Raw genomic sequence first — 19,785 nt, 5'->3', positions numbered from 1 at the left:
TCCGGAGCGCGCTCACGGGCGCGGCGCTGTGACAGGGATGGGGATGAGTGCCGCCGGGCCCGCGGACGGCCTCAGGGCGCGTCCGCGGGCGTCGCGCGCTACTGGAGCGCGGCGTTGCCGTCGGTCAGCTCGGGGAAGATCGTGATGTTGGCCGCGAACACGGTGAACTGGTTCGAGACGTCGGTCGGCAGGTAGGCGTTGACCCGGTTCGGATCGCTCGACCGCTCGACGATGAGGTACTTGGCGAACAGCTCGACCTTCTCGACCAGGCACGCCACGTTGCAGAGCTGCGTGTAGGCGTGGATCAGCGTCGAGCGGATCTGGCTCGGGGTGACCACGCCCTGCGTCCCGTTCGGATTGATGTCCTTGAGGACGGACCGCGGGTAGGTCGAGGTGACGATCAGGCGGAGGTAGCGCTTGACGTAGGCGGCGATCGCCATCGTCTCCACGCCCAGGAACGTGATGTCGGCCGAGCCGTAGGCGTTGAACTGGTAGGTCGTCAGGATCCGGTCGATCGCCACCGTGCCGTCGGCGTTCACGTTCAGCGCCGAGAGGCCGTTGTGGTACAGGCTGTCGCGGTCGGCGAGTGCCCAGCGGTCGGACAGAGACTTCGGCGGGCGCAGGCCGGTCACCACGATCGTCTGCAGCGGCCGGGCGATCTCCACCGCCTCGGTGAGCGCGCGCCCGAGGTTCTTCGAGAACGCGGTCAGGCCACCGACACCGGCCACGATCGACCACAGCGGATGCGGGTAGTTCAGGCACGCGAGGATCGAGGTGTGGCGGTCGTTGCGCGCCGCGCCCAGGGTCGTCAGCGTCGACAGGTTGCCGTTGAGCGCGGTCAGGTAGTGCCCGTCGAGGCCGACCGTCGGGGCCCAGCGGCCCGAGCCGGAGTCGGACAGGAAGTCGCGCGCCGCGTTGAGCTGGGCGAGCGAGGCGTACGGCCCGCCGATCCAGTCGAACTGCGTGGAGGCGAACGCGGCCAGCGCAGCCGCCATGTCGACCTCGCCGGTGCCCCCGGACATAGGGGTGATCGCCACGGTCAGGCCGGGGATCTCCAGCTCGTCGCCGTCGAGACCGGTCTCGATGCGGACGCCGTTGTACTCGGTGCCGACGTGGTTGCCCGTCAGCGTCACGGTCCCGGTGGCCACGGTCGCCGCGACCGGGGCGCCCATCCGGCGGTTGAAGCGGGTGTAGCCGGCGTTGATCTTGGCCGCGAGGTTGGCGGCGACGGTCGCGGCGGTGTCGTTCAGCGCGACCGGGACCGAGTAGCGCTCGCCGGCGACGTAGCGCACGAGCGTGCCCGACTGGGTCGCGGTGCCGGTGATGGCGATCGAGCCGGTGGCGGCCACACCGCCCACGGGATCGCCGACGTTCATCACCCACAGCTCGCCGGTCGGGTTACCGGCGCGCGCCCAGGCAATCATGTCGGCGAGCATCGAGCCCTTGCCGGCCAGGTAATTCGGGTCGGCCGAGCCGATGTTCTGCGGCTTCAGTGCGGCCAGCGGCGAGCTCGCCAGCGCCCGGCCCATCAGGATCTGGCGCGACAGGCCCGAATAGGGCGGCACGCCGGCATTCACCTCGGCGTAGAACAGCGGCACCCGGATATCGCCGGGCATGTTGTTGAAGGCGACGGCCATGTCCGGGCTCGCTCCAAAGAAAAAGGCCGCCCGGAGGGACGGCCTGGATGCGGGAGGGGTGAGGGGTCGAGGCCGCGGGCGGCCTCAGGGGTCAGGCGTCCGGGTGCGCCTCGTGCGCGTCGGCGGTGGGCAGGGAGGCTTCGGCTGCGGCGGCCGGCTCGTCCGGCGCCTCGGCCACCGTGATCTCCTCGCGCGCGGCCATGCCGGCCCAGTACGGGGTCCAGCTGACCGCACGCCCCTCGGGCGGCAGGAAGCCGCCGCGCTCGGGATCGGGGATCGAGGCCTGGGCCAGGACGGGGGCGACGTGCTTGCGCATCGGGGGCCTCATTGCGGGGCGTTGGCGGCGATCGCGATGGTGCGACCGGCGGCGATGTCGGCGGCGCGGTCCGGCGCGTCCTTCGCGTCGAGGACCTGCGGGGCCAGGATCATGTTGGCGCCGGAGAAGGGCGCGGGCTCGGACGGCGCCGGGAGCGGCGAGAGACGTCTCACGAGGAGGTCGCAGGTCGAGCGCACGGAGCCGTCCGGGTCGCTGGCCGCGGCGATCGTGCGCAGGGGCTCCGGCAACAGCGCGTACGGGCCGGTCGGCACAGCGAACGGATCCGCGTCCTCGGGCGTGAACAGCTCGATGCGCAGCGTCACGAGGTGGACGGCGAACTTCTCGCCGGTCTGATCCGTGGCGAACCGCGAGCAGGCCACGGTCGGCACCCGCTTGATCACCGCCCCGCGCAGCAGCTGCGCAGACCCGGTTTCGCCGCGGGTTAGGATGTCGATCGCACGCTCCTCGAGGAGGTCGAGCTCCGCTTCCAGTTCCCGGTCGGTAGCGGCGTAGCCGATCGCCTCGAACGGATCTTGTCCCTCCACACTCACCTGCGCGACCGCGTTCATCGCGATCTCCAGGACCAGGTCGCAGGAGAGCCCGAACGGAGCGCCACCATTCTGGTGAGACCAGGCCTCGCCCTTCGTCTCCTCGGAGGTGAGGAGGATCGTTGGGACCGGCTCGCGGTGGTCGAAATTCGCGATGCGGGAGTCGTAGACGCGCCCCTGGACCATCGCGTCGATCACGGGGTCGCTGTTGAGCGCCTCGATCGCCTGAAGGCGCAGCGCCGTGCGCATCAGGCTCATCGGGGCTGATCCTGGCGACGCTCGCCCTCGGCGAGATAGATCCAAGCACGGACCGGCGCTTCCGGCAGATACGCCTGGACGGTGAAGATGGCGCCGGTCTTGAGACGCCGGATGATGTCGCCGACCTGCGGTCGCTGCGGCAGCGCCGCCTCAGGCACGTCGATCATCGGCCGCTCGGCAGCGATGCCGTGCGAGGCGCTGTCCGCCATGCGCCGGCCGTGGGCATGCAGGGTCGCGCCGGCGTCGACGAACGTCCCCGTGAACGGCAGCGCCGGCCGCGCCGAGCTCGACACCGCGCGGGCGTTGACATCTCCCCGCCCCGGCCGGCTCGGCAGATCGGGCGGCGCCTGCGGTTCGAGGATGAAGTCCTCGCTGAAGGCGGCATCGAGCTCACCCTGCCGCGCGAGCCACTCGTCCTCGAACGGCATGGGACCGGCCTCAGGCGGGCTGCTTGTCGGTCTTGGCCGGCGCGGCCTTCTCGGTTTCGGCCGGCTTGTATTCCTCGGCCATCTTGGCCGCGATCAGGGCGTCGGCCTCGTCGCCGTCGAGTTCGACCGGCGTGCCGGGCGGCACGGCCTTCACCACGTACTTGCCGCCGGCGACGGCACCGTTGGCGTCGATCTTGAACGGCTCGTGGCCCTTGCCGGGCAGGTGCAGCGTGACGTTCGCGACGATGGTCTTGGTCGCCATGGGGCGCCTCCGAATTCGAATGAGGGGTCAGGCCGGCGAATGGGCCGGCGGGCGGCACGGCGCCCGGCGAGACGGGCCGGCGGGAGCCGGCCCGTGAGCGATCAGGCGACGGTCGCGGCCAGCGAGGCGTTGATCCAGCCGAACAGCGGCAGCGGCGCGGAGGCCATGTTCTGCAGCGTGGTGGCGGGCTCCTCGACGTCCCAAACCTTGGGGAAGCGCGGCATGGCTTTAAAGCCGGCCCGACGATCACGCACGGCGCCGTAGGTCTTGATGCCCTGGAGCGCGTCGATGTTGGCCAGGATCACCGTGTTGTTCGGCATGAACTGCTGGATCACGCCGTTGTCGTCCTCGTAGAGCTCCTGGTACTGCCAGAAGTCGAACTCGGGCAGCGAGCCGAGGAACGCGACCTCCTGGCCGACCGCGCCGCCGGTGGTCTTGCCGGCGAGGTCGATGTTACCGGCGGTCTGCCGGTACGAGTTCATCACCTTCGTGACGGTCGCCGAGTTGATCAGCATGTCGCCGGCGAGCGGGTCGAGCAGCACAGTGCGCGGCTTGAAGCCGGACACCCGCTGGACCTGGGTCGACCAGGCGCGGATGTTCTGGAGCGGATCGACGCCGGTCTGGCCCCAACGCAGGGCGCCGGTCAGCGCCACGGTCAAGCTGGGATCGCGGCCCATGCTGAGCGTCTTGGACGGATACTTCGGCCCCTGACACACCACGGAGCCGGAGAGCAGAAGCTGCAGCGCCATCCAGATCTCGGTCCGGGTGATCGCGTCGTCCTGCAGCAGCATGTTGTCGAGGATTGTCAGGTCGAAGCGCTGCTCCGGGGTCAGCTCGCCGAGCAGGCGCTCGCCGACGCGGCGCTTGAGCGCCTTGAACGGCTCGACCACGTGCTTCGGGCGCACGGTGGGCGGCGTGAAGCTCTTGGTGGCGTAGCCGCGCGAGGGCAGGATCTGGCCCTCGACGGTGTCGGAGACGAACGCGGCCAGGCGCCGGGCACGCTGCACCTGGTCGAAGAACACCTCTTCGGTGTCGAACTGCTGGAAGAACTTGAAGAACGTGTCCAGGATGAACCGGCTCGGGCGGTCGAGGACGCCGAAGGCGCCGAGCAGCTGGGCGGTGGAGTTGACGTCGAGCGCCATGGTCGCGGGCTCCAAAAGAAAAGGGCCCGCGAGGGGCCCTGAGGATTGCCGGGAAGGGTGGGTGGGTTCAGCCGAGGACGCCGGCCGAGCGGACGTAGATCTTCGAGCCCGCGGCGCGCAGCGCGGCCTCCAGGGTCGCGGCGGTCCAGCTCGCGTCGAAGGTCATCTTCTCGGCGACGAACTCGCCGTCGTCGTAGCCTGAGCAGACGACGTCGGAGGCCGAGGCGTCGATCTCGAAGGCCAGAACCATCGCCGGCACTTGGCTGCCGTCGTTCGCGGTCTTGACGCTCAGGACATACTTGTCGGTCGCGGTCACCCGGCCGAGCATGGTGCCGCGCTTGAGCACGGCGCCGGAAGCGTTCGCGCCGGAAGCGACGGTGATCTGCCGATCACGCTGGCTGACGCCGCAGCGCAGCGAGGTCGGGTCGTACATGGCGTAGTCGGTCATCGCGGCGCTCCGGCTGCGGGAGGGAGGGTGAGACGGTCGGGCGGGTTCAGCGCAGGCCGAGCAGGGCCTTGGCTTCGGCCGCGCCGCGCTCGGCCGCCGACAGCTTCGACGGATCCGTGCCGCCCTCGGTGCCCAGCTCGACGCGACGCTCGCCGGCCATGTCGGCGGCGAGGTTCGGCTTCTCCGGAGCCACCGCGGCGGCCTTCGGCGCCTTGGTCAGGGCGGCGACGGCGGCCTCGGCGGGCAGATCGCTGTCGAAGGCGAAGTGCTGGGCGAGGTCTTCGCGCCCCTTCGACTCGTCGGAGCCGAGGATCGCCTTGATCCGGGTCTTGGCGGAGGCCGCGCCGGCGACCTCTCCGGCGGTACGGCCTGCGGTTTCACCTTCCGCACGGCCCTCGGCGCGAGCGGTGGCGACGGCGGCGTCGAGAGCCTCCTGCGTGATCATGGTGTCATCCTGCTGGTCGGGGGGATTGAGATCCGCCACGAAGGCGGCCACGGCATCGTCCAGGGAGCCGACGGCGTCGGCGAGCCCGTTCTTCGTCGCCTCGTCGGCGGTGAAGCACAGCGCCTCGGTGGCGCGGACCGCCTTCTCCTTGAGGCTGGGGCGGTTGCGGGAGACGGTCGCCACGAACACGTCGTAGAGCGCGTCGATCCGCGCCTGGATGCGCGCCTGCACGTCGGCGGGGAGCGCCTCGTAGCTGTTGCCGTCGACCTTGTGCTTGCCCGCGTAGATGAAGGTGACCTTCACCCCGCGCTGCTCCAGCGCGCCGGAGACGTCCGTGTGCGCGGTCACCACGCCGATCGAGCCGACGCCGCCGGTGCGTGAGACCCAGATCTTGTCCGCGACCGAGGCGACCGCGTACGCGGCAGAGTAGGCGGCCTCGTGGGCGAAGGCCCAGATCGGCTTGGCGCCTTTGGCCGCGTGCATCGCGTCGACGAGGTCGAAGCAACCGGCGACTTCGCCGCCTGGGCTGTCGCACACGAGCGCGATGCCCTTGACGGTGCCGTCTTTCATGCCGCGCTCGAAGGCGCGCCGGATGTAGACGTAGCCGGTGGCGAACCCGCCGACCGCGTAGGAGAAGTCGTGCAGCAGGACGCCCTTCACGGGGATCTGCAGCACGCCATCGACCACGACGTAGGGGCGGTAGGCGGCCTTCCACGATCCGGCCTCCGGCCAGAACCCGTCGTCGACCGACGCGCCCTCGCGCAGCATCGCCGGGCCGTGCTCGACCGCCATCACGGCGTCGAGGCAGGCCTCGAAGCGGTCCCGGCGCTCGGCAGCCACGAGCGCGGGCTCCCCGGCGAAACGGGCGAGCAACGGGTTCGGCATCAGCGCTCTTCCTTGGTGGCGTCGAGCTTCCTCGACTGCTCGTCGCGGGCGGCCCGCTGGCCGCCGGCGGGCTGTGCGCGGAGCGCGGCCTCTGGCTCGATGCCAAGGTCGCGCAGGCGCTTGCGTTCGCGGGCGATCTGCTGGACGTCCTCTTCCCAGTCGACGCCCTGCTCGGCGCCCTCGCGTTCGCGCGTGGACATCAGCGCGTCGACGCGCTCGATCGAGGCGTAGGCCTCCTTGAGCGGATCGACCCAGCCGCGTGCCGGACCGATCCACTTCGCGGCGCAGTAGGCGGCCTTCTTCGCCCGGAAATCCGGGGCGCCCTTCGGCGCCTTCACGATGCCCCGGTCGAGGGCCTCCTCCAGCCACGCGGCGTAGATCGGCTGCATGAACTGGGCGGCGAAGTGATCCTTTCGGGCTGTGAAGCCGCGCCAAACCTCCAGGAGGGCGGCGCGGGCCGACGAGTAGTTCACCTGCCCCCAGTCGTTCGAGAGCTGCTCGTAGGTCAGGCCCATCGCCGAGGCGACGTTGCGCAGCGAGGCCCGTGTGAAGTGCTCGAAGACGCTGTTGGGGTGCGTCGGGTTGGTCAGCGTGACCTTCTCGCCCGGGGCCGTAAAGTTGACCTTCACGCCGCCGAGCCGCATCGGCGCGGCCTCGTGGAAGCCGAGGCGCATCTGCTGGTAGGACGAGAGCTCCTCGCTGCTCTGCTTATCGTCCATGAGCTGCGCGAGCTGCTCGTGGTCGTAGGGGCTCTCGATGAACGCCGCCATGATGGCGTTGAGCACCGCCGCCTGCATCTCGGCTTCGTCGTAGCGGCCGAGCATCTTTAGGCGCTTCACGATCGGCGCTAGCGGCGAGGTGCCCCGCACCTGGCCGGCGCGGTCGGGCTCGAACGCGTGGACGATAATGCGGCGACCGAAGCTCGTCTGGCGCGGCACGCGCTCCCAGCGCCAGGGCTGCATGCCGATGTACAGATCGCCCGGGTGCATGACCCGAATGTGGTAGGCGATCGGCGCACCGTCGCCATCCATCTCTACGCCCTGGCGCAGGCCCGCCTGCTCCATGCCGTCGGATGGGTTCGACAGTCGGTCGGGGTCGATGATCTGCACCGCCGTGGCGAAGGGTCCGCCGCGCGGGCGCCACAGGATCGCGGCCAGCGCCTCCCCGTCCAGGACCCGGTGGCGGAAGGCGAGCGCGAGAAGGCCTCCCATTCCGCTGCGGCGACCGACGTCGCACCAGCAGTCCGGGTCGTCGACGTAGTCCTTCCAGGCCGCCTCGATGTCCGAGGCGAACTCGTCGGCTGCGTCGTAATCGACGCCGCCCTTGGCTGTGCGAAGACCGAGCGAACGGGCGTTCGGCTTGGCCGAGAGGCGCCACCCCGAGCCGACGATCGCGTCGACCTGCCGGGTGACGCCGCCCGACGCCCAACCGTCGTTGCGCGCGAGGTCGTGCACCCGCGCGATCATGGGATCGCGCTCGCCGAACAGCGCTGATGCGCCGGACGGGTTGTGGGGGCTCCACGCCTCTAAGTCGGTGTCCCGACGCGAGGCTGCCGTGAAAGAGCTCGCGAGATCGCGGCCGGTGGCACGCACGCGTGCTACGGGTTCGCCGTCCGGGCCCAGGATACGGATCGGGCTCATCCGCCGAAGACCACCCGGCGCCCGGGCGTGCGCCTCAGCGTCGCCTGTGACAGCGGCACGCCGAGCGAGGCTTCCAGTCGGCCGATGTAGGCGAGGAGCTGGGCGGGGTCTGCGGCCTTGTAGACCATCTCTCGCTCGTAGTGGCGAAGCTTCACCAGGCCGCCGCGGGTCATAAGGGTGTGATAGGCCGCACGCGCCTCGTCGAGCATCGCCTGCGTGGCCATGAGGTCATCCCGATCGGTTGAGGGCGTTGGCGAGAGCGGCGATGCCGCCGAACCGAGGTCGCACGGTCGATGAAGTCGGCCCCTGAGGGGCGCTAATCGGCACCGGCGCCGGTACCGTGGCCGGTGACTCCGCCGCCGCGATGGGCGCGGGCACGGCAGGCAACGGACATTCCCGCTCCGCCTCCAGCTTGTCCCAGCGGCGGTCGGGCATGCCGCGCAGGCCGAGCCGGTTGGCTGCGGTCTCGGCCTGGAGGTGCGTGTCCAGCGCCTCGTTCGCTTGGCCCGCGTCCTTGACCCAGCGGTAGACTACGAAACCGAAGCGTTTCACGGCCTCACGCCGCTCGGCGGTAAGCTGCTGGAAGTAAACGTCCTCAAGACCCCGCGGAAGGTGGACGAAGCCGGGCTCGACCGGGTCTATCTTCGCGAGGTTTCGGTAGAGCGCCATCTTCAGCACGGAGGAGCCGAAGTTGAAGAAACGCTTCGAATACTTGAGTGGTTTACCGGCGGCATTCCGCTCTTTCCGGACCTGCTCCAGGACTGGCGACGCGTCCCGGTTTGCACCGCGCACCATGATGACGCGCGTGGCCGGGTGCGTGCCGGCCCAGCCCCAGACATCCTCGGTCCAGGCGTTGCCGTCGATCGCGGCGAGGTCGATCCCAACCTGTCGGCCGACCGCGTTCGGCCAAGTCTGCTGCAGCAGCTCATCGAGCAGCCGACGGGTGCCAGGCTCGCTGATGTGGCCGGGCGTGACCCCATACTGGATCACCCAGCGCCGGCCACCGCGGCCGAAGGCGAGGGCCTGCCACTCGACCCGGTCGTCCTGACAGTCGATCCCGAGCGTGACGAGGAGGCCGCCCTTCGGGATCGTGCCACAGACGTAGTCCGAGGCGGCGGCCCGGTCCCGCAGGCCTTCCCAGGGAGGCGCCTCGCTCTGGGCCCGGAAAGCCTGTCCGACGGTGTCGTTCAGGAAGACCCGCTCGGCCTCGGGGTCGCCCTTGGCCCGAAACCATTCGAAGGCGATTTGAGCCCAGGATTGCAGGAAGCTGTAGGCCGACCAGACGTAGAACGAGCGGTGGATCCGCTTCATCTTCGGGTTTGCCGCGCGCCACTCGTGGCCGGCGAGCATCTGCGCCCGGTGGTGCTCCTCGATGGCGGCTCCGCAATCCGGGGCGGTGCAGATAAAGAACGCCCGATCCGGGTGCTCCTCGTCGAGGTGCGGGAGCATGTTCTCCCATTCGAGTGTCTGCATGTGCCCGCAGTGCGGGCAGGGCACGAACAGTCGCTCCTGACTGCCGGCCTCGTAGTTCTTGGTGATCCGGCAGCCCGGCATCACCAGCGGCGTCGAGATCTTGAAGATCTTGGCGAAGGTGACGCCGCGCGAGCGCGAGTCCGCCTGGACCTCGGGATCGCCGGCCGAGTTCACCTCCCACTTGGCCAGATCGTCCTGGACCTGACGCGGGATCGTCACCTGCGAGAGCGACGCAGGGGAGTTGGCGCCCGAGATCAGGATCGAGCCGAGCCCGTCAGCGCGCTCCTTGTAGAGGACTGAGTTGCCGCCCTCCCGGCTCTTCTCTGGGAAGATCGACCGGAGCGAAGTGGTCCCACGCAGCATCGGCGTGAGCTTCATCTTCGACCAGCGTTCGGCGTTGTTGTCCGTCGGGTGGACGTACATGAAATCGCAGGGATCCATGTCCATCGTGCCGCCCGTGAACACGTTGGCGAGCACGGTGCCGCCGAGCTGGGCAGACTTGGCCAGCGTGACGATCCGGCATGGATCCGCGGGCGAAAGCGCGCCCAGGATCTCGTTGAAGTACGAGAACCGATCGGGGTTGTAGCGACCGACCTCCTGGCTCTCTCGCTTGGAGAACTCGATGTTGTTGACGGCCCACGCGAGGTAATCGACCTTCGCCGGCGGCCTCAGCGCGGCGGCGATCGCGTCCCACGCCGCACGTTCGGCGTTGGCCAGCACCGTCATCGCTCAACCCGTCAGGCAGACACCTCGGCGGTCTCCGCCAAGGACTGCGCATGCTTTGCGGCGGCGCTGGCCGCCTGCTCCCGCACCTTGCGAAACTGCTCGTTCAGCGCGTGCGTGACATCGCGCGCCTCCAGTTCGAACTCGGCCGCGATCGCCGTGGCGATAGCCGGGAGCATGCCCTCGAAGATCCGCAGCATCTGACCGGAGATCTTACCCATCTCGGCGCGCATCGTGGCGCTCTCGGTGAAGCGCCCCTCGCTCGCAGCCTCTTCGGCGGCCTTGATGCGGTTGTCCCGCTCCGCTGCCTCAAGCTTGGCTTGCTTGAGCCGCCGATCGATGTCGTCCGTGGTGCCGTCGGGCGACCAACCCTCGAACGGATCGCCGCCGGGGGGGGCATCGGGGTCGGGCGGCGCCGGACGCGATCGTCGAGGGGCGTCGACGCGCGTCGCGCTGCCGTTTCCCAACGCCTGTCCGACATCACGTCGAAGATTGACCTGCTGGAGCGCGGTCTCGACCCGGATCCGGGCCGACCGGCCCTCGCCGACGAGGCCGGCGCCGCTGATCTTGCCCTCATCAATCCATTGCGTGACCCGACCAGGGGAGACGCCGGCGATCCGGGCGAACTCGCTCTTCGAAACGACCTGTTCGGGGTTCGACATGGCGCTCCCCGGCCTCGCAGGAGCCTCCGGCTTTTTAGGACGGTCCGCGCAGCGCTTTTGAGCCCGATTTTAGGAGCTAAAAAGCGATCGAGAGGCGATTTCCGAATGAAGACAGCGATTTGTCTGCCGCGTCCGGTCGATTTTAGCCCGACTTTTTAGGCTTTCCGAACGGGCTCAGACTGGCGGACCCTCGGGGTCTCCTGCCCGCAAGACCGCTCGACCCTAGGTAGGACCCGCGATAGGGGGGGTGGGTCAGCCGCCTATGATGCGCCCGAGCTCGTGTTCCAGACGTGCCGGTAGGTCCGACGCCGCCATGCTGTTGAAGGCCGCCGCCGATGCGCCCTGGACCATCTCTGTTGGAATGAAGAGACCGGAGCGGACCACCGTGAAGCGGTCCATGCCCCTGTAGCCCTTGGTGCCGTGCTGCGTCGTCGTCTTGCTACCGACCCGCTCGAACACCTGTCCGTTCCAGTTCGACTTGGTGACCCGCTTGGGCCACCAGCCCGCCTTCATGAAGGTGTGGTGCCAGATGTCCCGCTTGCCCCATGGCGCCGCACTGACACCTTGGCGCGTCTCACGAGCGCCGAAGTGCTTCAGGCGGATGTTCCCGCCGTGCGACTTGATCGTGTAGGTCAGCGTGCCTGCGCTGGCCTTGTTCTCTCGCAGCGCCTTGACGATCGTCCTGCGCTTCAGCCCCGTTTGCGGGACCAATGCTCGGACCATCTGTGTCTTGGCCTTGGCGCCCGTGTGGTTGATGGCGCGGGCGAGGGCGAGCGGCGCACCCTTGCCGGCGGCGCCGATCTGGTTACCGAGGCGGGCGAGCGCCGTGGCGTCCAGGGTGATGAACAGGCCGCCGCTCATCGCCTACCATGCGCCGGGCCATGGCCTCGACGTCCTCGATCGTGGTGCGGCCGAAGACGCCGGCGGCGGCTCGGACGCCAGAGAGATCGCCCCAGGCCGCGGCGCGCAGGCCCTGGCCGAGAGCGGCGCGGCGCTCGCCGCAGCGGCAGCCCATGTCAGCGCCGGATGATGATGGTTTCACTCATCGCGCTCACCTAGTGACGAGCAACATCACGCACTCGGACTTGCCGGCGCTGGTGCCCTTCAGGATGGTGACGAAGGGCGCCGCGCGCCGCCAGACGCTCTGCTGCGTCCTGAAGGAGATGGCTGGCGCGGCTTAAGGCCAGTGCGCTTTTGTCGATCGCGGAGACGGTGACCCGCGTCTTGGTCCCGCAGCGAGGCATGTCAGCGGCTCACGATCGGCGTGGGGCGAAACGCCTGATGCTGCATGCGGGTGTCTGCCCGCTGAGGGCGCTCGATCGACAGGTCCGTGCAGTCGTCGAGGACGAGGACGGTGACGTCCCGGACGCCGGCGTCCTTGCAAAGGCCGATCAGCTCGTCCTGCCACTTCGCGGCCGTGGCGGGCTGGAGCTTCTGCCGGGTGCGCAGCACCAGGATGTCGCCGTGCCGGACCACGAGGCGGTCGAGCTGGCGGTCGATCTCTTCGGCCAAAGGGTTCACCGGACGATGCGGGCGTGCGCGCCCTGGCGATTGACGTGGGTCACGGCGCCGTCCGTCACGAAGACGTACTCGACCTTGCCCGAATAGACCTGGTTGTTGAGCAGGTAGCTCACGTTCGAGGGCCACCAGCGCTTGCCCTTCGGCGAGGGTACGCCGTCGGCATTCAAGCTGTCGGCGATAGACTTCAGTGTCCGGCCCGCGCCGTTCTCGTCGAAGATCCGGCGCACGATCGGCGCGCGCTCGACATCGATGAGCAGGCCGCCCTTCCCATCCGACAGGTAGCCGTAGGGGATCACGCCGCCGGCGAACCCGCCGCGGCCGGCCTTCTGCATCCGACCGCCCTTGGTGCGCTCGATGATCACCGAGCGCTCCTGCTCGGCCATGGCCGAGAGGACGCCGAAGATGAGCTTGCCTGACGGCGAGCCCGTGTCGATCGCTTCGGTGACCGAGCGGATCGTGACGCCGTGGTCCGTATCGAGCTCGGCCGACGTGGTGACCGCGAGCGCGATGTTGCGGGCCAGTCGGTCGAACCGCTTGACCAAGAGGACGCTGAAGCGCCGCTCGGCGGCGAGCTGCAGGACCTGGCTGAAGCCCGGCCGCTCGGCCGGCTTCACCGTTCCGGAGACGCCGGGGTCGGCCAGGACCTGGACGAGGTCGAGGCCGACGGCCGTGGCGTAGGCGCGGATCGCCTGCTCCTGCTCGGGCAGGCTATTGCCGCGCTGGGCCTGCTCGTCGGTTGAAACCCGCAGGTATCCGACGGCGAGCGCCCGGACTTCCTCGCGTTGGGCCGTTTGGACGGCATTCCTACGGAGGGCGAGCCGGGCGCGGGCGCTACTTGTAGCCACCCGCAAACCCCTGTTTTTGCTAGTGTTTTAGAAGCGCCTCGAGGCCAATTTCTAGATCTTAAGAGGTCTAGTAATTGGCCCCGTGTTGGCTCTGCGAAACCGTCAAAGCCGGGATCAAATCCCGGTCACATCAGGCGGCGAGCGCCCGCGCCATCCCTAGCGCGAACCGCCGGTACCAGGCGCGAAACACGATCAGGCCCGCATCAGCTTCAGCCACGCATCCGCGATCGCGAACGGCAGCTGAGTGTTGGCCTCGACAAGGATCTCGGCTGAGCAGCGGTAGACGTCGAGCAGCGTCCAGAGGTCGAGGCGGTGGCGCGGCTCAGAAGGCATCGTCACCCACCAGGTCCTCGACGATCGCCTCGCGCTCGGCATCCGTGTCGGCGAGGCGATGCGCGTGCATTTCGGTGGCGCCGTCGGCTGCGGCGAGCTCGATAGCTTCAGCCATCGTGCCGCGCCAGCCCGCGCCGACGATGCGGGCGAGCCCGCCATCACCGCGGCGCACGCCGAGGATGATGGCCCCAGGCGCATCGACCTCACGAGCCTGCGTCAGCGTGTAGACGGCGACGACGTAGCGGCGACCGGACTGGCCGCGCCAGGCGGAGAGCGCGATCGCCGGCGAGTCCTTGCCGCGCAGGCGCTCCTCACGGATCGGGCGGCGCGTCATGCGGTTGCCTCGGGCCTGGTCGAGCGCGGCCGCCCAGGCGACGCGGCGGTTCGAGCTCATGGGCGACCGCCGCACACCACCTTGGTGAAGCGGCCATCGCCGAGGAGTTGGTCGCGGGCGACGCTGGCCTGACCCGTCATGAGACAGGCGAAGACGGAGGGCGTCTTGGCGGTGATGACGTCGAGCGCGGTCTCGCGCGTGCAATCGGGCTGCGCGGTGGTCGCAGCGCAGACCAGGATGAGGGCGTAGACCGTGTTCATGCGGCATGCCCCAAGCTGATGGCGGCGATCAGGACGCAGGCGGCCAGCGCGAAGTGCAGCGCGGCCAGCAGGAGGATGTCACGGAAGGCCAGCGTCGCTGACCAGTCCGGGTGATGGGCGTCCAGGCCGGCGATCGTGATCAGCAGCACGAGCGCTACCGCTATGAACGGGAGCGGCGCGAGGCTCGCGATCGGGTCGTCCATCGCTACCGCCGTGGGCCCTTGGCCGGGAAGAAGGTCTCCTGCAGGGCGACGCCCAGCAGCAGGATCAGCGCGATCTCCAGGACCTGCGCGGTCATTGGTGACAGGCAGACCGGCGGCACGAAGGGCGCGACGCGCTCCGGCAGGTCGAGGTCGAGGATGAGGCCATCCATGTCAGGGGGCCTCACCGACGGACAGCGCGCGGCCAACGTGCACCGGCCGACCGATGCAGAGCGCCGGCGCGGGATCGCGCCAGGAACGCACCTTCACCGGTTCGGCGCGGCGCAGACCGACCAGCAGGGCGATGCGCGCCAGAAGGCTCACGACCGGAAGCCCTGCAGGAAGGCGCGGCGCACCTGCACGCTATCGGCGGCGTTGCGGCACTCCTCGCCGATCACGGCGGCGATCCGCTCGTGCATCGCAGACGGGGCCTTGGCCGCGTAGGCGTCGAAGGCGTCGGCCGCGGCACGGAAGCTGGCGGCGGAGGTGCCCAGGGCCGGGGACAGCTGCTCCACGGCCTGGTCGACGAGGTCGGAGGCGCTGAGGTTCATGCGGGTCGAGCTCTCAGCCGAAGATCGAGCGGAAGAACGTGGCGTCGAACGCCAGCCGGAACTGCAGGCTGTGCGCGCGGAAGCGGATGTCGGCCGGGGCGCAGTCGCAGCGCTGGATCGCGGCACACAGGTCGAGGAGCGCAGCGCGCTGGGAGGCGGACATGGACGCTCCAAAGAAAAACCCCGCCGGAGCGGGGTTGGTGTCGAACAGCGGGTTCGATCACGGTTCCGTGATACGAATTTGAAACCCGATATGGGCAAGGTCGGGCGGCTGCGTCGGGCCGTGCAAAAGCCTCGGCGTAGCCGGCGGGTCGGGCGCCAACGCCCCTCAGCAGAGCCCGGCCCGCCGTTATTCGATCAGGCCGTTTTGGCCGTAGCCCTGAGACGTTCCCGGTGGCGCAGGACTGCGGCGGGCACCGGCGCCGGCGCCCGACGCGGCGGGCCACCGCCTTCTTGATCGGGCCAGTGCCCGGTGAGCTCGCGATAGAAGCGTCGGAGGCCGTCGCGGATCTCGTCGCGGTCTTCCATGAACGACTCGGCCGTGTGCCGATGGCTCGGCATCTTCAGCCTGTCGGCCTGGCCGCAGAGCAGCCGAAGGCGCTCGGCTATCTCGCGCTCTGTCACGGCAGCGGATCCGGCATGGCGTCGACCATATAGGGTTCGCCCGTCACGTCACACCGCCGATCTGTCAGGGGTGAAGCGGGTCGTGATCGGGCGAAAGGGGGAGGTGCGGGCCAGGGCTACAGCTTCAACCACCGCCCGAGGGCGGCTGCGGGTCTTTCGGGCGTCCTGGCTGGCCGGCTTACTGCGATGCCTTTTTCACGCGCGAGAGCGCGCCGCACCATCTCGCTCGGGCCATGCCCGGAACGACGAAGGCCCCGCACGTTTCCGCCGGGGCCTTCTAAAACTCTGCAGGGTCCGAACTACCGCAAGCCGTTCTCCCGGTCAAGCTGTTCGTTCGCTGGCCGGCCTCCAATCGCGGGGGTCGATCTTGCGGACCGGCGAGGCGCGCAGCGGAAGGGCTTTGCGTCCGGCGGCCCGGCGGTTCGTGGGCTCGATGTGACGGCGGGGGCGCAGGTTCGGCAGCGGGGCGCGGTCCTCTTCCTGCGGCTCGATCCAGGGAGCGGCGCTGGACTTCGGCGGCAGAACCTCGATGCTGGTGAGGAACTGGAGCGCGGGCACCAAGTAGGCGAGCGCCGCGTGCCAGAACGCATAGCGCAGCTGCTCTTCGACGACCTCGGCGCCCGTTCGGGTGTATTTCAGCTTGCAGAACAGGCCGGTGTCGCGGGCGTCGCCCTTCGAGGTAGCGATCTCGTCATGGCTGGCGAACCACGGCTTGCCGTCCGGGCCCTCGCCGCAGGGCGTGTTGATGGTGCGCCAGAGCGTGATCTTGCCGTTGTCCGACTTCACCGCCTCAACCTCGATGCCGCCACCAACGTCCGGTCGGCTGCCACGGATCGCGCAGGTCATGAGCCAGGCGGGGGTGGCGTGCAGCGCAGCTGAGATCAGAGCTTCAAGGTTCGCCTTCCCGCGCAGCTCGGTCTGGATCGGGTAGGCAGAGAGGTCGAGCGGGCACGCCGCCGAGCCGGCCGCGGCCAGCTGCAGGGTCTCGCCCAGAACTTGGAGGTGCGCCTCGATCGTGATCGCGTCCGGATGAGGGTCACCCATGGCCAGCGGCATGCCGGGTTCCCGCGACCAGTTGTCAATCGGTCCCCCGAATACGCCCGCACGCCACATCGCGTGCATCGCCGGCGGCATCGGCCCCCGGATCGGTTGATCGTCGCGGCGCTTGGGTAGCTCGTCCCGGATCGTCCAGCGGAGGACTTCCTCGTTTGTCATCTTGCGGCGCTTCTGCGCGCTCTGGGTGGTGCTCTGCCTCGATGCTTGCACGGTGGTCCCCAATCGTCGTGCCAACCCACACCGGTCAGCAACACCGCATTGATCCGGGTCCGGTTTTCTCAGGGTCAAGCATTATTTTTTGGCCCAATTGGGCGCGAACGATTGCCTCAGCGTTGCGAGGCTTCGCTCGCATGGCAACTGGATAGCTTTCCGCCGGCTCGACACAAACAGCAGAATACCGCCGTGGAACTTTTGGAATTGCTAAACATATCAAGTCAGCTCTGACTACGGAATGTAACCGCGATAAAATTGCGAAAGAGGAAGATGCTTATCAAGTATAGGAAGGTCGTTCGGGTGAATCCATTCTTTCCTAAAGAAAGGATATCGCCTGCCGTCGAAACATGCTCGAAGCCAATCAATCATCTGACGTACCCGCGGAACCCTGACCGTGTCGGGATGATAAGTCAGCCAAATGTCAAACTGGAAATTGACGCCGCAATCGATTGGAATGATCCCGAGCTGTAGCGAGTGAATGTACGTCGGCAGCCAACCGATGCCCATGCCGTTCGCAATGGCCAATCCATGTACGGTACTGGCATTTGAAGTGAAGGGCACGAAGGGCGCACGATCCATATCCGGGATTGCAGATTGGAAGAGAGTCGACTGACCAGTGTGCTCCGCGACTTGCAAGATTAGCCTATGATCCGCAAGTTCGCGAACGGATTGGGGACTTCCATACTTGGCGATATAATTTCGCGATGCAAATGGCATCGAGTGCAGATACCCTAGTCGGATTATCTTGAGATCGACTGCAGTTGGGCGCGTGAGCTGGATTGCAATGTCGGCCTCCATGCGCAGAACATCTGCTGAGCTTAGGCCGCAGTTCATGTCGATGCGCAACTGTGGATGTTGCTGCTGGAACTCGGCCAGCCTTGGCGTCAGCCAGACTGAACCCAGCCCCTCGGTCACAGCAATCCTGACGTCTCCGGAGACATCACTTCCAAGCGTGTCACGCGCCCTCAGAACAGAGAAAGCAGCCTCTTCCATCGCCAGCGCGCTGTCCAAGATGCGCTCACTTTCAGGTGTCGGTCGGACTCCGTCCACATGTCGCGTGAACAATGACACGCCGAGCACCGCTTCAAGCTCCTCTACGCGTCGGCGCACGGTGTTGGTTGACAGGGCAAGGCGTTCGGCAGCTGCGCGGAAACTGCCTGCGCGACGAAGCTCCAGAAACAAGCGGAGCAGTTGCCAATCCAGTTGCGCTTCAGTCCGCTCGCCCGGCAGGCGTTCCCTTACTGGAACACCGCGTTTCACCGCTGGTCGCATACAGCCCCCGCAAACAATGCAAAACATTGCGCCGCTTCAGGTAGTATTTGTACAGGCGAATTCCAGACCATGACCGCTCATCACCCTCCTACGAAGATATTCGCTAATGCTAGCCCGTCCGTCGAGGTCTATGGTCGGCACAGTTTGCATAATCTGGATGTGGCACGGACAGCGCGTCGCGTCGTGATTTTCTCGCCAAGTATGGCTGAAATTGAGAGACTTCTGGAATTGTGGAAAGCTGAAGTTGGTCCATCTTCTTCCGTGGATGCACTTCGCCGCATGATGTCCGCCAATCCTGATGTCATACGTGCGATCGCCCTGAAGAAAACGTTCGATTGGGCTAATCCGATCGCGCAAGGGTTCTTTGCTATCCTGCCGCTCTCGCTGGCGGGCCATCTCGCTCTACTCGACGGTTCTTTTGATGCCCGCGATCCAAACGAGGAACACCTTGTCGGCCAGCACGAGAAGGCGGCCGCGATCTACTTTGCCGCGATATATGCGCCAGGCCAGATGGCCGGGGGGATCGGTCTGGCCTTCGAGCAGGTCTGTGCTCCTTTGCGCCGGGACGCAGATCTGTACTCACGATTGGCCACGTTCGCCGGGCAAAACTTGATGCCCCAGCTTGGCTTCGAACCGGTCGATACGACTGCCGTCGTAAGCAACGCTACACTCTATGTATTTAGGCGGACCGTACAGGCGGTCGAGCGGCCCATCTATGATAGTTATCCGAGTCCTACATCGAAGTACGCAGTCGGTGTCGTTCGCAATTTAGAGGATTACAATAAAGTAATATCCGTTCGAAGCTCCGTTTTCGTCGGCGAGCAGATTTGCCCGTATGCAGAGGAGTTCGATGGAAACGATCTTTCAGCTACGCATCTAATTGGCTACATTGACGATGAGCCGGCCGCAACGATCCGCATCCGCCTCTTTGCGGGCTTCGCGAAGCTCGAACGTGTCGCTGTGCGGCGTGAACATCGTCGATCAGAGATCGCATTCGTCATTATTCGAGCAGCCCGGGAATTTTGCCGAATGAAGGGCTACCGGACGATCTATGGGCATGTGCAGAAGCGCTATGTAGAATTTTGGAAGCAGGTGCTCGGTGCCCGCGTGGCCGATAAGGCTCGGGAATTCACGTTCTCAGATTTTGACTATATTGAGATGATCGTTGACCTTGACGAACATCCCGACGCCATCTCGATGGCTACAGATCCATTCATTATACTGCGACCTGAGGGACGCTGGCACGAACCTGGTATCTTGGACCAATCAGCTTCTCGACCACCCTCCCGCCCCTCTTCCAAGCGGGCTTCGCCGGCTGAGCGGGCAAGCGTTCGTCCTAATGTTCGCGGCCCTGTTGCGGGCGCGTGATCATGATCTCATCGCTGAATGAGCCTACCGATGCAACGGATCCAGATCGCGAGTGTGCAATGCGCGTCGCTGAACTCGCCGCTGATCTCTTGGAAGCCGCACGAAAGCTCGGCGATACTGCCGTTATAGCGGCAGCGGAGCTGGCGGCGTACCAGGCTGCGATCGCCTTGGCTCGATCAATCCGATCGAGAGAAAGCGACGCCTGACGCACTGCGTCGCGCGCCGCTCTTCACATCTACTGCGGACGGCCTCGGCGCCTGGCGAGGATCGAATGGGCGTATCTAAGCAGTTCGGCTCGATCTGCGGGATCGACCATAGCATGCAAGATCGCTAGAAGTTCG

General features: G+C 67.2%; 28 protein-coding genes. 2 read left to right on the top strand and 26 right to left on the bottom strand.

Going from position 1 to position 19,785, the window contains the following annotated elements:
- Nucleotides 1-98: 98 nt before the first annotated feature.
- From MKL20_RS27370 to MKL20_RS27310, 13 genes are all read right to left on the bottom strand, one after another.
- A complete protein-coding gene (locus MKL20_RS27370) occupies nt 99-1,637 on the bottom strand; it encodes a hypothetical protein (RefSeq protein WP_244039298.1) in 1,539 nt (512 codons plus the stop codon).
- A 91-nt stretch (nt 1,638-1,728) separates the two neighbouring features.
- Nucleotides 1,729-1,953: a DUF2635 domain-containing protein gene (locus MKL20_RS27365; RefSeq protein ID WP_244039297.1), complete on the bottom strand. Its 225-nt coding sequence runs from the start codon at nt 1,951-1,953 to the stop codon at nt 1,729-1,731.
- Nucleotides 1,954-1,961: 8 nt separating this feature from the next.
- Entirely contained in the window at nt 1,962-2,759 is a 798-nt protein-coding gene (locus MKL20_RS27360; protein WP_244039296.1) for a hypothetical protein, read from the bottom strand.
- Entirely contained in the window at nt 2,756-3,187 is a 432-nt protein-coding gene (locus tag MKL20_RS27355; protein ID WP_244039295.1) for a hypothetical protein, read from the bottom strand. Before MKL20_RS27355 ends, MKL20_RS27360 begins: the two co-directional genes overlap by 4 nt.
- 10 nt (nt 3,188-3,197) lie before the next feature.
- Nucleotides 3,198-3,449 (bottom strand): hypothetical protein, encoded by a 252-nt coding sequence (locus MKL20_RS27350; RefSeq protein WP_244039294.1) that lies wholly within the window; start codon nt 3,447-3,449, stop codon nt 3,198-3,200.
- 101 nt (nt 3,450-3,550) lie between these two features.
- Complete coding sequence (locus tag MKL20_RS27345) at nt 3,551-4,591, bottom strand: major capsid protein (protein WP_244039293.1); 1,041 nt, start codon at nt 4,589-4,591, stop codon at nt 3,551-3,553.
- 67 nt (nt 4,592-4,658) lie between these two features.
- Nucleotides 4,659-5,039 carry a head decoration protein gene (locus MKL20_RS27340; protein ID WP_244039292.1) on the bottom strand — a complete coding sequence of 127 codons (381 nt, stop codon included), beginning with the start codon at nt 5,037-5,039 and terminating at the stop codon, nt 4,659-4,661.
- Between the two features lie 46 nt (nt 5,040-5,085).
- Entirely contained in the window at nt 5,086-6,369 is a 1,284-nt protein-coding gene (locus MKL20_RS27335) for a S49 family peptidase (RefSeq protein ID WP_244039291.1), read from the bottom strand.
- On the bottom strand, nt 6,369-8,009 hold the full coding sequence (locus MKL20_RS27330; protein WP_244039290.1) for a phage portal protein: 1,641 nt from the start codon (nt 8,007-8,009) through the stop codon (nt 6,369-6,371). Before MKL20_RS27330 ends, MKL20_RS27335 begins: the two co-directional genes overlap by 1 nt.
- Entirely contained in the window at nt 8,006-8,233 is a 228-nt protein-coding gene (locus tag MKL20_RS27325; RefSeq protein WP_244039289.1) for a gpW family protein, read from the bottom strand. Before MKL20_RS27325 ends, MKL20_RS27330 begins: the two co-directional genes overlap by 4 nt.
- A gap of 4 nt (nt 8,234-8,237) precedes the next feature.
- Nucleotides 8,238-10,208 carry a phage terminase large subunit family protein gene (locus MKL20_RS27320; protein WP_244039288.1) on the bottom strand — a complete coding sequence of 657 codons (1,971 nt, stop codon included), beginning with the start codon at nt 10,206-10,208 and terminating at the stop codon, nt 8,238-8,240.
- 11 nt (nt 10,209-10,219) lie between these two features.
- Nucleotides 10,220-10,867: a hypothetical protein gene (locus MKL20_RS27315; RefSeq protein ID WP_244039287.1), complete on the bottom strand. Its 648-nt coding sequence runs from the start codon at nt 10,865-10,867 to the stop codon at nt 10,220-10,222.
- Nucleotides 10,868-11,119: 252 nt separating this feature from the next.
- Nucleotides 11,120-11,728 (bottom strand): phage tail protein, encoded by a 609-nt coding sequence (locus MKL20_RS27310; protein ID WP_244039286.1) that lies wholly within the window; start codon nt 11,726-11,728, stop codon nt 11,120-11,122.
- On the opposite strand from MKL20_RS27310, the gene MKL20_RS27305 reads away from it, so the two are divergent.
- On the top strand, nt 11,709-11,897 hold the full coding sequence (locus tag MKL20_RS27305; protein ID WP_244039285.1) for a hypothetical protein: 189 nt from the start codon (nt 11,709-11,711) through the stop codon (nt 11,895-11,897). The genes MKL20_RS27310 and MKL20_RS27305 overlap by 20 nt on opposite strands.
- A gap of 215 nt (nt 11,898-12,112) precedes the next feature.
- Here MKL20_RS27305 and MKL20_RS27300 read toward each other — a convergent pair whose 3' ends face one another.
- The 13 genes from MKL20_RS27300 to MKL20_RS27240 all read right to left on the bottom strand — a co-directional run bounded on the left by MKL20_RS27300 (nt 12,113) and on the right by MKL20_RS27240 (nt 18,064).
- Nucleotides 12,113-12,379, bottom strand: coding sequence for a hypothetical protein (locus tag MKL20_RS27300; protein ID WP_244039284.1), 267 nt, complete (start codon nt 12,377-12,379; stop codon nt 12,113-12,115).
- A 5-nt stretch (nt 12,380-12,384) separates the two neighbouring features.
- Nucleotides 12,385-13,233, bottom strand: a complete 849-nt coding sequence (locus tag MKL20_RS27295) for a recombinase family protein (RefSeq protein WP_244039283.1) — start codon at nt 13,231-13,233, stop codon at nt 12,385-12,387.
- Nucleotides 13,234-13,425: 192 nt separating this feature from the next.
- On the bottom strand, nt 13,426-13,572 hold the full coding sequence (locus MKL20_RS27290) for a hypothetical protein (protein ID WP_244039322.1): 147 nt from the start codon (nt 13,570-13,572) through the stop codon (nt 13,426-13,428).
- A complete protein-coding gene (locus MKL20_RS27285) occupies nt 13,556-13,960 on the bottom strand; it encodes a hypothetical protein (RefSeq protein ID WP_244039282.1) in 405 nt (134 codons plus the stop codon). Before MKL20_RS27285 ends, MKL20_RS27290 begins: the two co-directional genes overlap by 17 nt.
- On the bottom strand, nt 13,957-14,160 hold the full coding sequence (locus MKL20_RS27280; RefSeq protein ID WP_244039281.1) for a hypothetical protein: 204 nt from the start codon (nt 14,158-14,160) through the stop codon (nt 13,957-13,959). Before MKL20_RS27280 ends, MKL20_RS27285 begins: the two co-directional genes overlap by 4 nt.
- A complete protein-coding gene (locus MKL20_RS27275) occupies nt 14,157-14,363 on the bottom strand; it encodes a hypothetical protein (protein WP_244039280.1) in 207 nt (68 codons plus the stop codon). The genes MKL20_RS27280 and MKL20_RS27275 overlap by 4 nt, the downstream gene beginning before the upstream one ends.
- Nucleotides 14,364-14,365: 2 nt before the next feature.
- Nucleotides 14,366-14,533, bottom strand: a complete 168-nt coding sequence (locus tag MKL20_RS27270; protein WP_244039279.1) for a hypothetical protein — start codon at nt 14,531-14,533, stop codon at nt 14,366-14,368.
- Between the two features lies 1 nt (nt 14,534).
- Nucleotides 14,535-14,684, bottom strand: a complete 150-nt coding sequence (locus MKL20_RS27265; RefSeq protein WP_244039278.1) for a hypothetical protein — start codon at nt 14,682-14,684, stop codon at nt 14,535-14,537.
- A complete protein-coding gene (locus tag MKL20_RS27260; RefSeq protein WP_244039277.1) occupies nt 14,681-14,911 on the bottom strand; it encodes a hypothetical protein in 231 nt (76 codons plus the stop codon). Before MKL20_RS27260 ends, MKL20_RS27265 begins: the two co-directional genes overlap by 4 nt.
- A gap of 13 nt (nt 14,912-14,924) precedes the next feature.
- Complete coding sequence (locus tag MKL20_RS27255; protein ID WP_243963063.1) at nt 14,925-15,074, bottom strand: hypothetical protein; 150 nt, start codon at nt 15,072-15,074, stop codon at nt 14,925-14,927.
- Nucleotides 15,075-15,268: 194 nt separating this feature from the next.
- Complete coding sequence (locus MKL20_RS27250; protein WP_243963062.1) at nt 15,269-15,535, bottom strand: hypothetical protein; 267 nt, start codon at nt 15,533-15,535, stop codon at nt 15,269-15,271.
- A gap of 321 nt (nt 15,536-15,856) precedes the next feature.
- Nucleotides 15,857-16,879 (bottom strand): hypothetical protein, encoded by a 1,023-nt coding sequence (locus tag MKL20_RS27245; protein WP_244039276.1) that lies wholly within the window; start codon nt 16,877-16,879, stop codon nt 15,857-15,859.
- 156 nt (nt 16,880-17,035) lie between these two features.
- Nucleotides 17,036-18,064: a LysR family transcriptional regulator gene (locus tag MKL20_RS27240; RefSeq protein WP_244039275.1), complete on the bottom strand. Its 1,029-nt coding sequence runs from the start codon at nt 18,062-18,064 to the stop codon at nt 17,036-17,038.
- Between the two features lie 81 nt (nt 18,065-18,145).
- Between MKL20_RS27240 and MKL20_RS27235 the strand changes: the two genes are divergently transcribed.
- Complete coding sequence (locus tag MKL20_RS27235; RefSeq protein WP_244039274.1) at nt 18,146-19,444, top strand: GNAT family N-acetyltransferase; 1,299 nt, start codon at nt 18,146-18,148, stop codon at nt 19,442-19,444.
- Nucleotides 19,445-19,785 lie beyond the last annotated feature (341 nt).

Origin of the sequence: Methylobacterium sp. E-066 (assembly GCF_022829635.1) — a bacterium.
Classification (GTDB): Bacteria; Pseudomonadota; Alphaproteobacteria; order Rhizobiales; family Beijerinckiaceae; genus Methylobacterium.
Note: the sequence above shows the minus strand (reverse complement) of the source record. Positions and strands in the feature narration are given on the sequence as shown.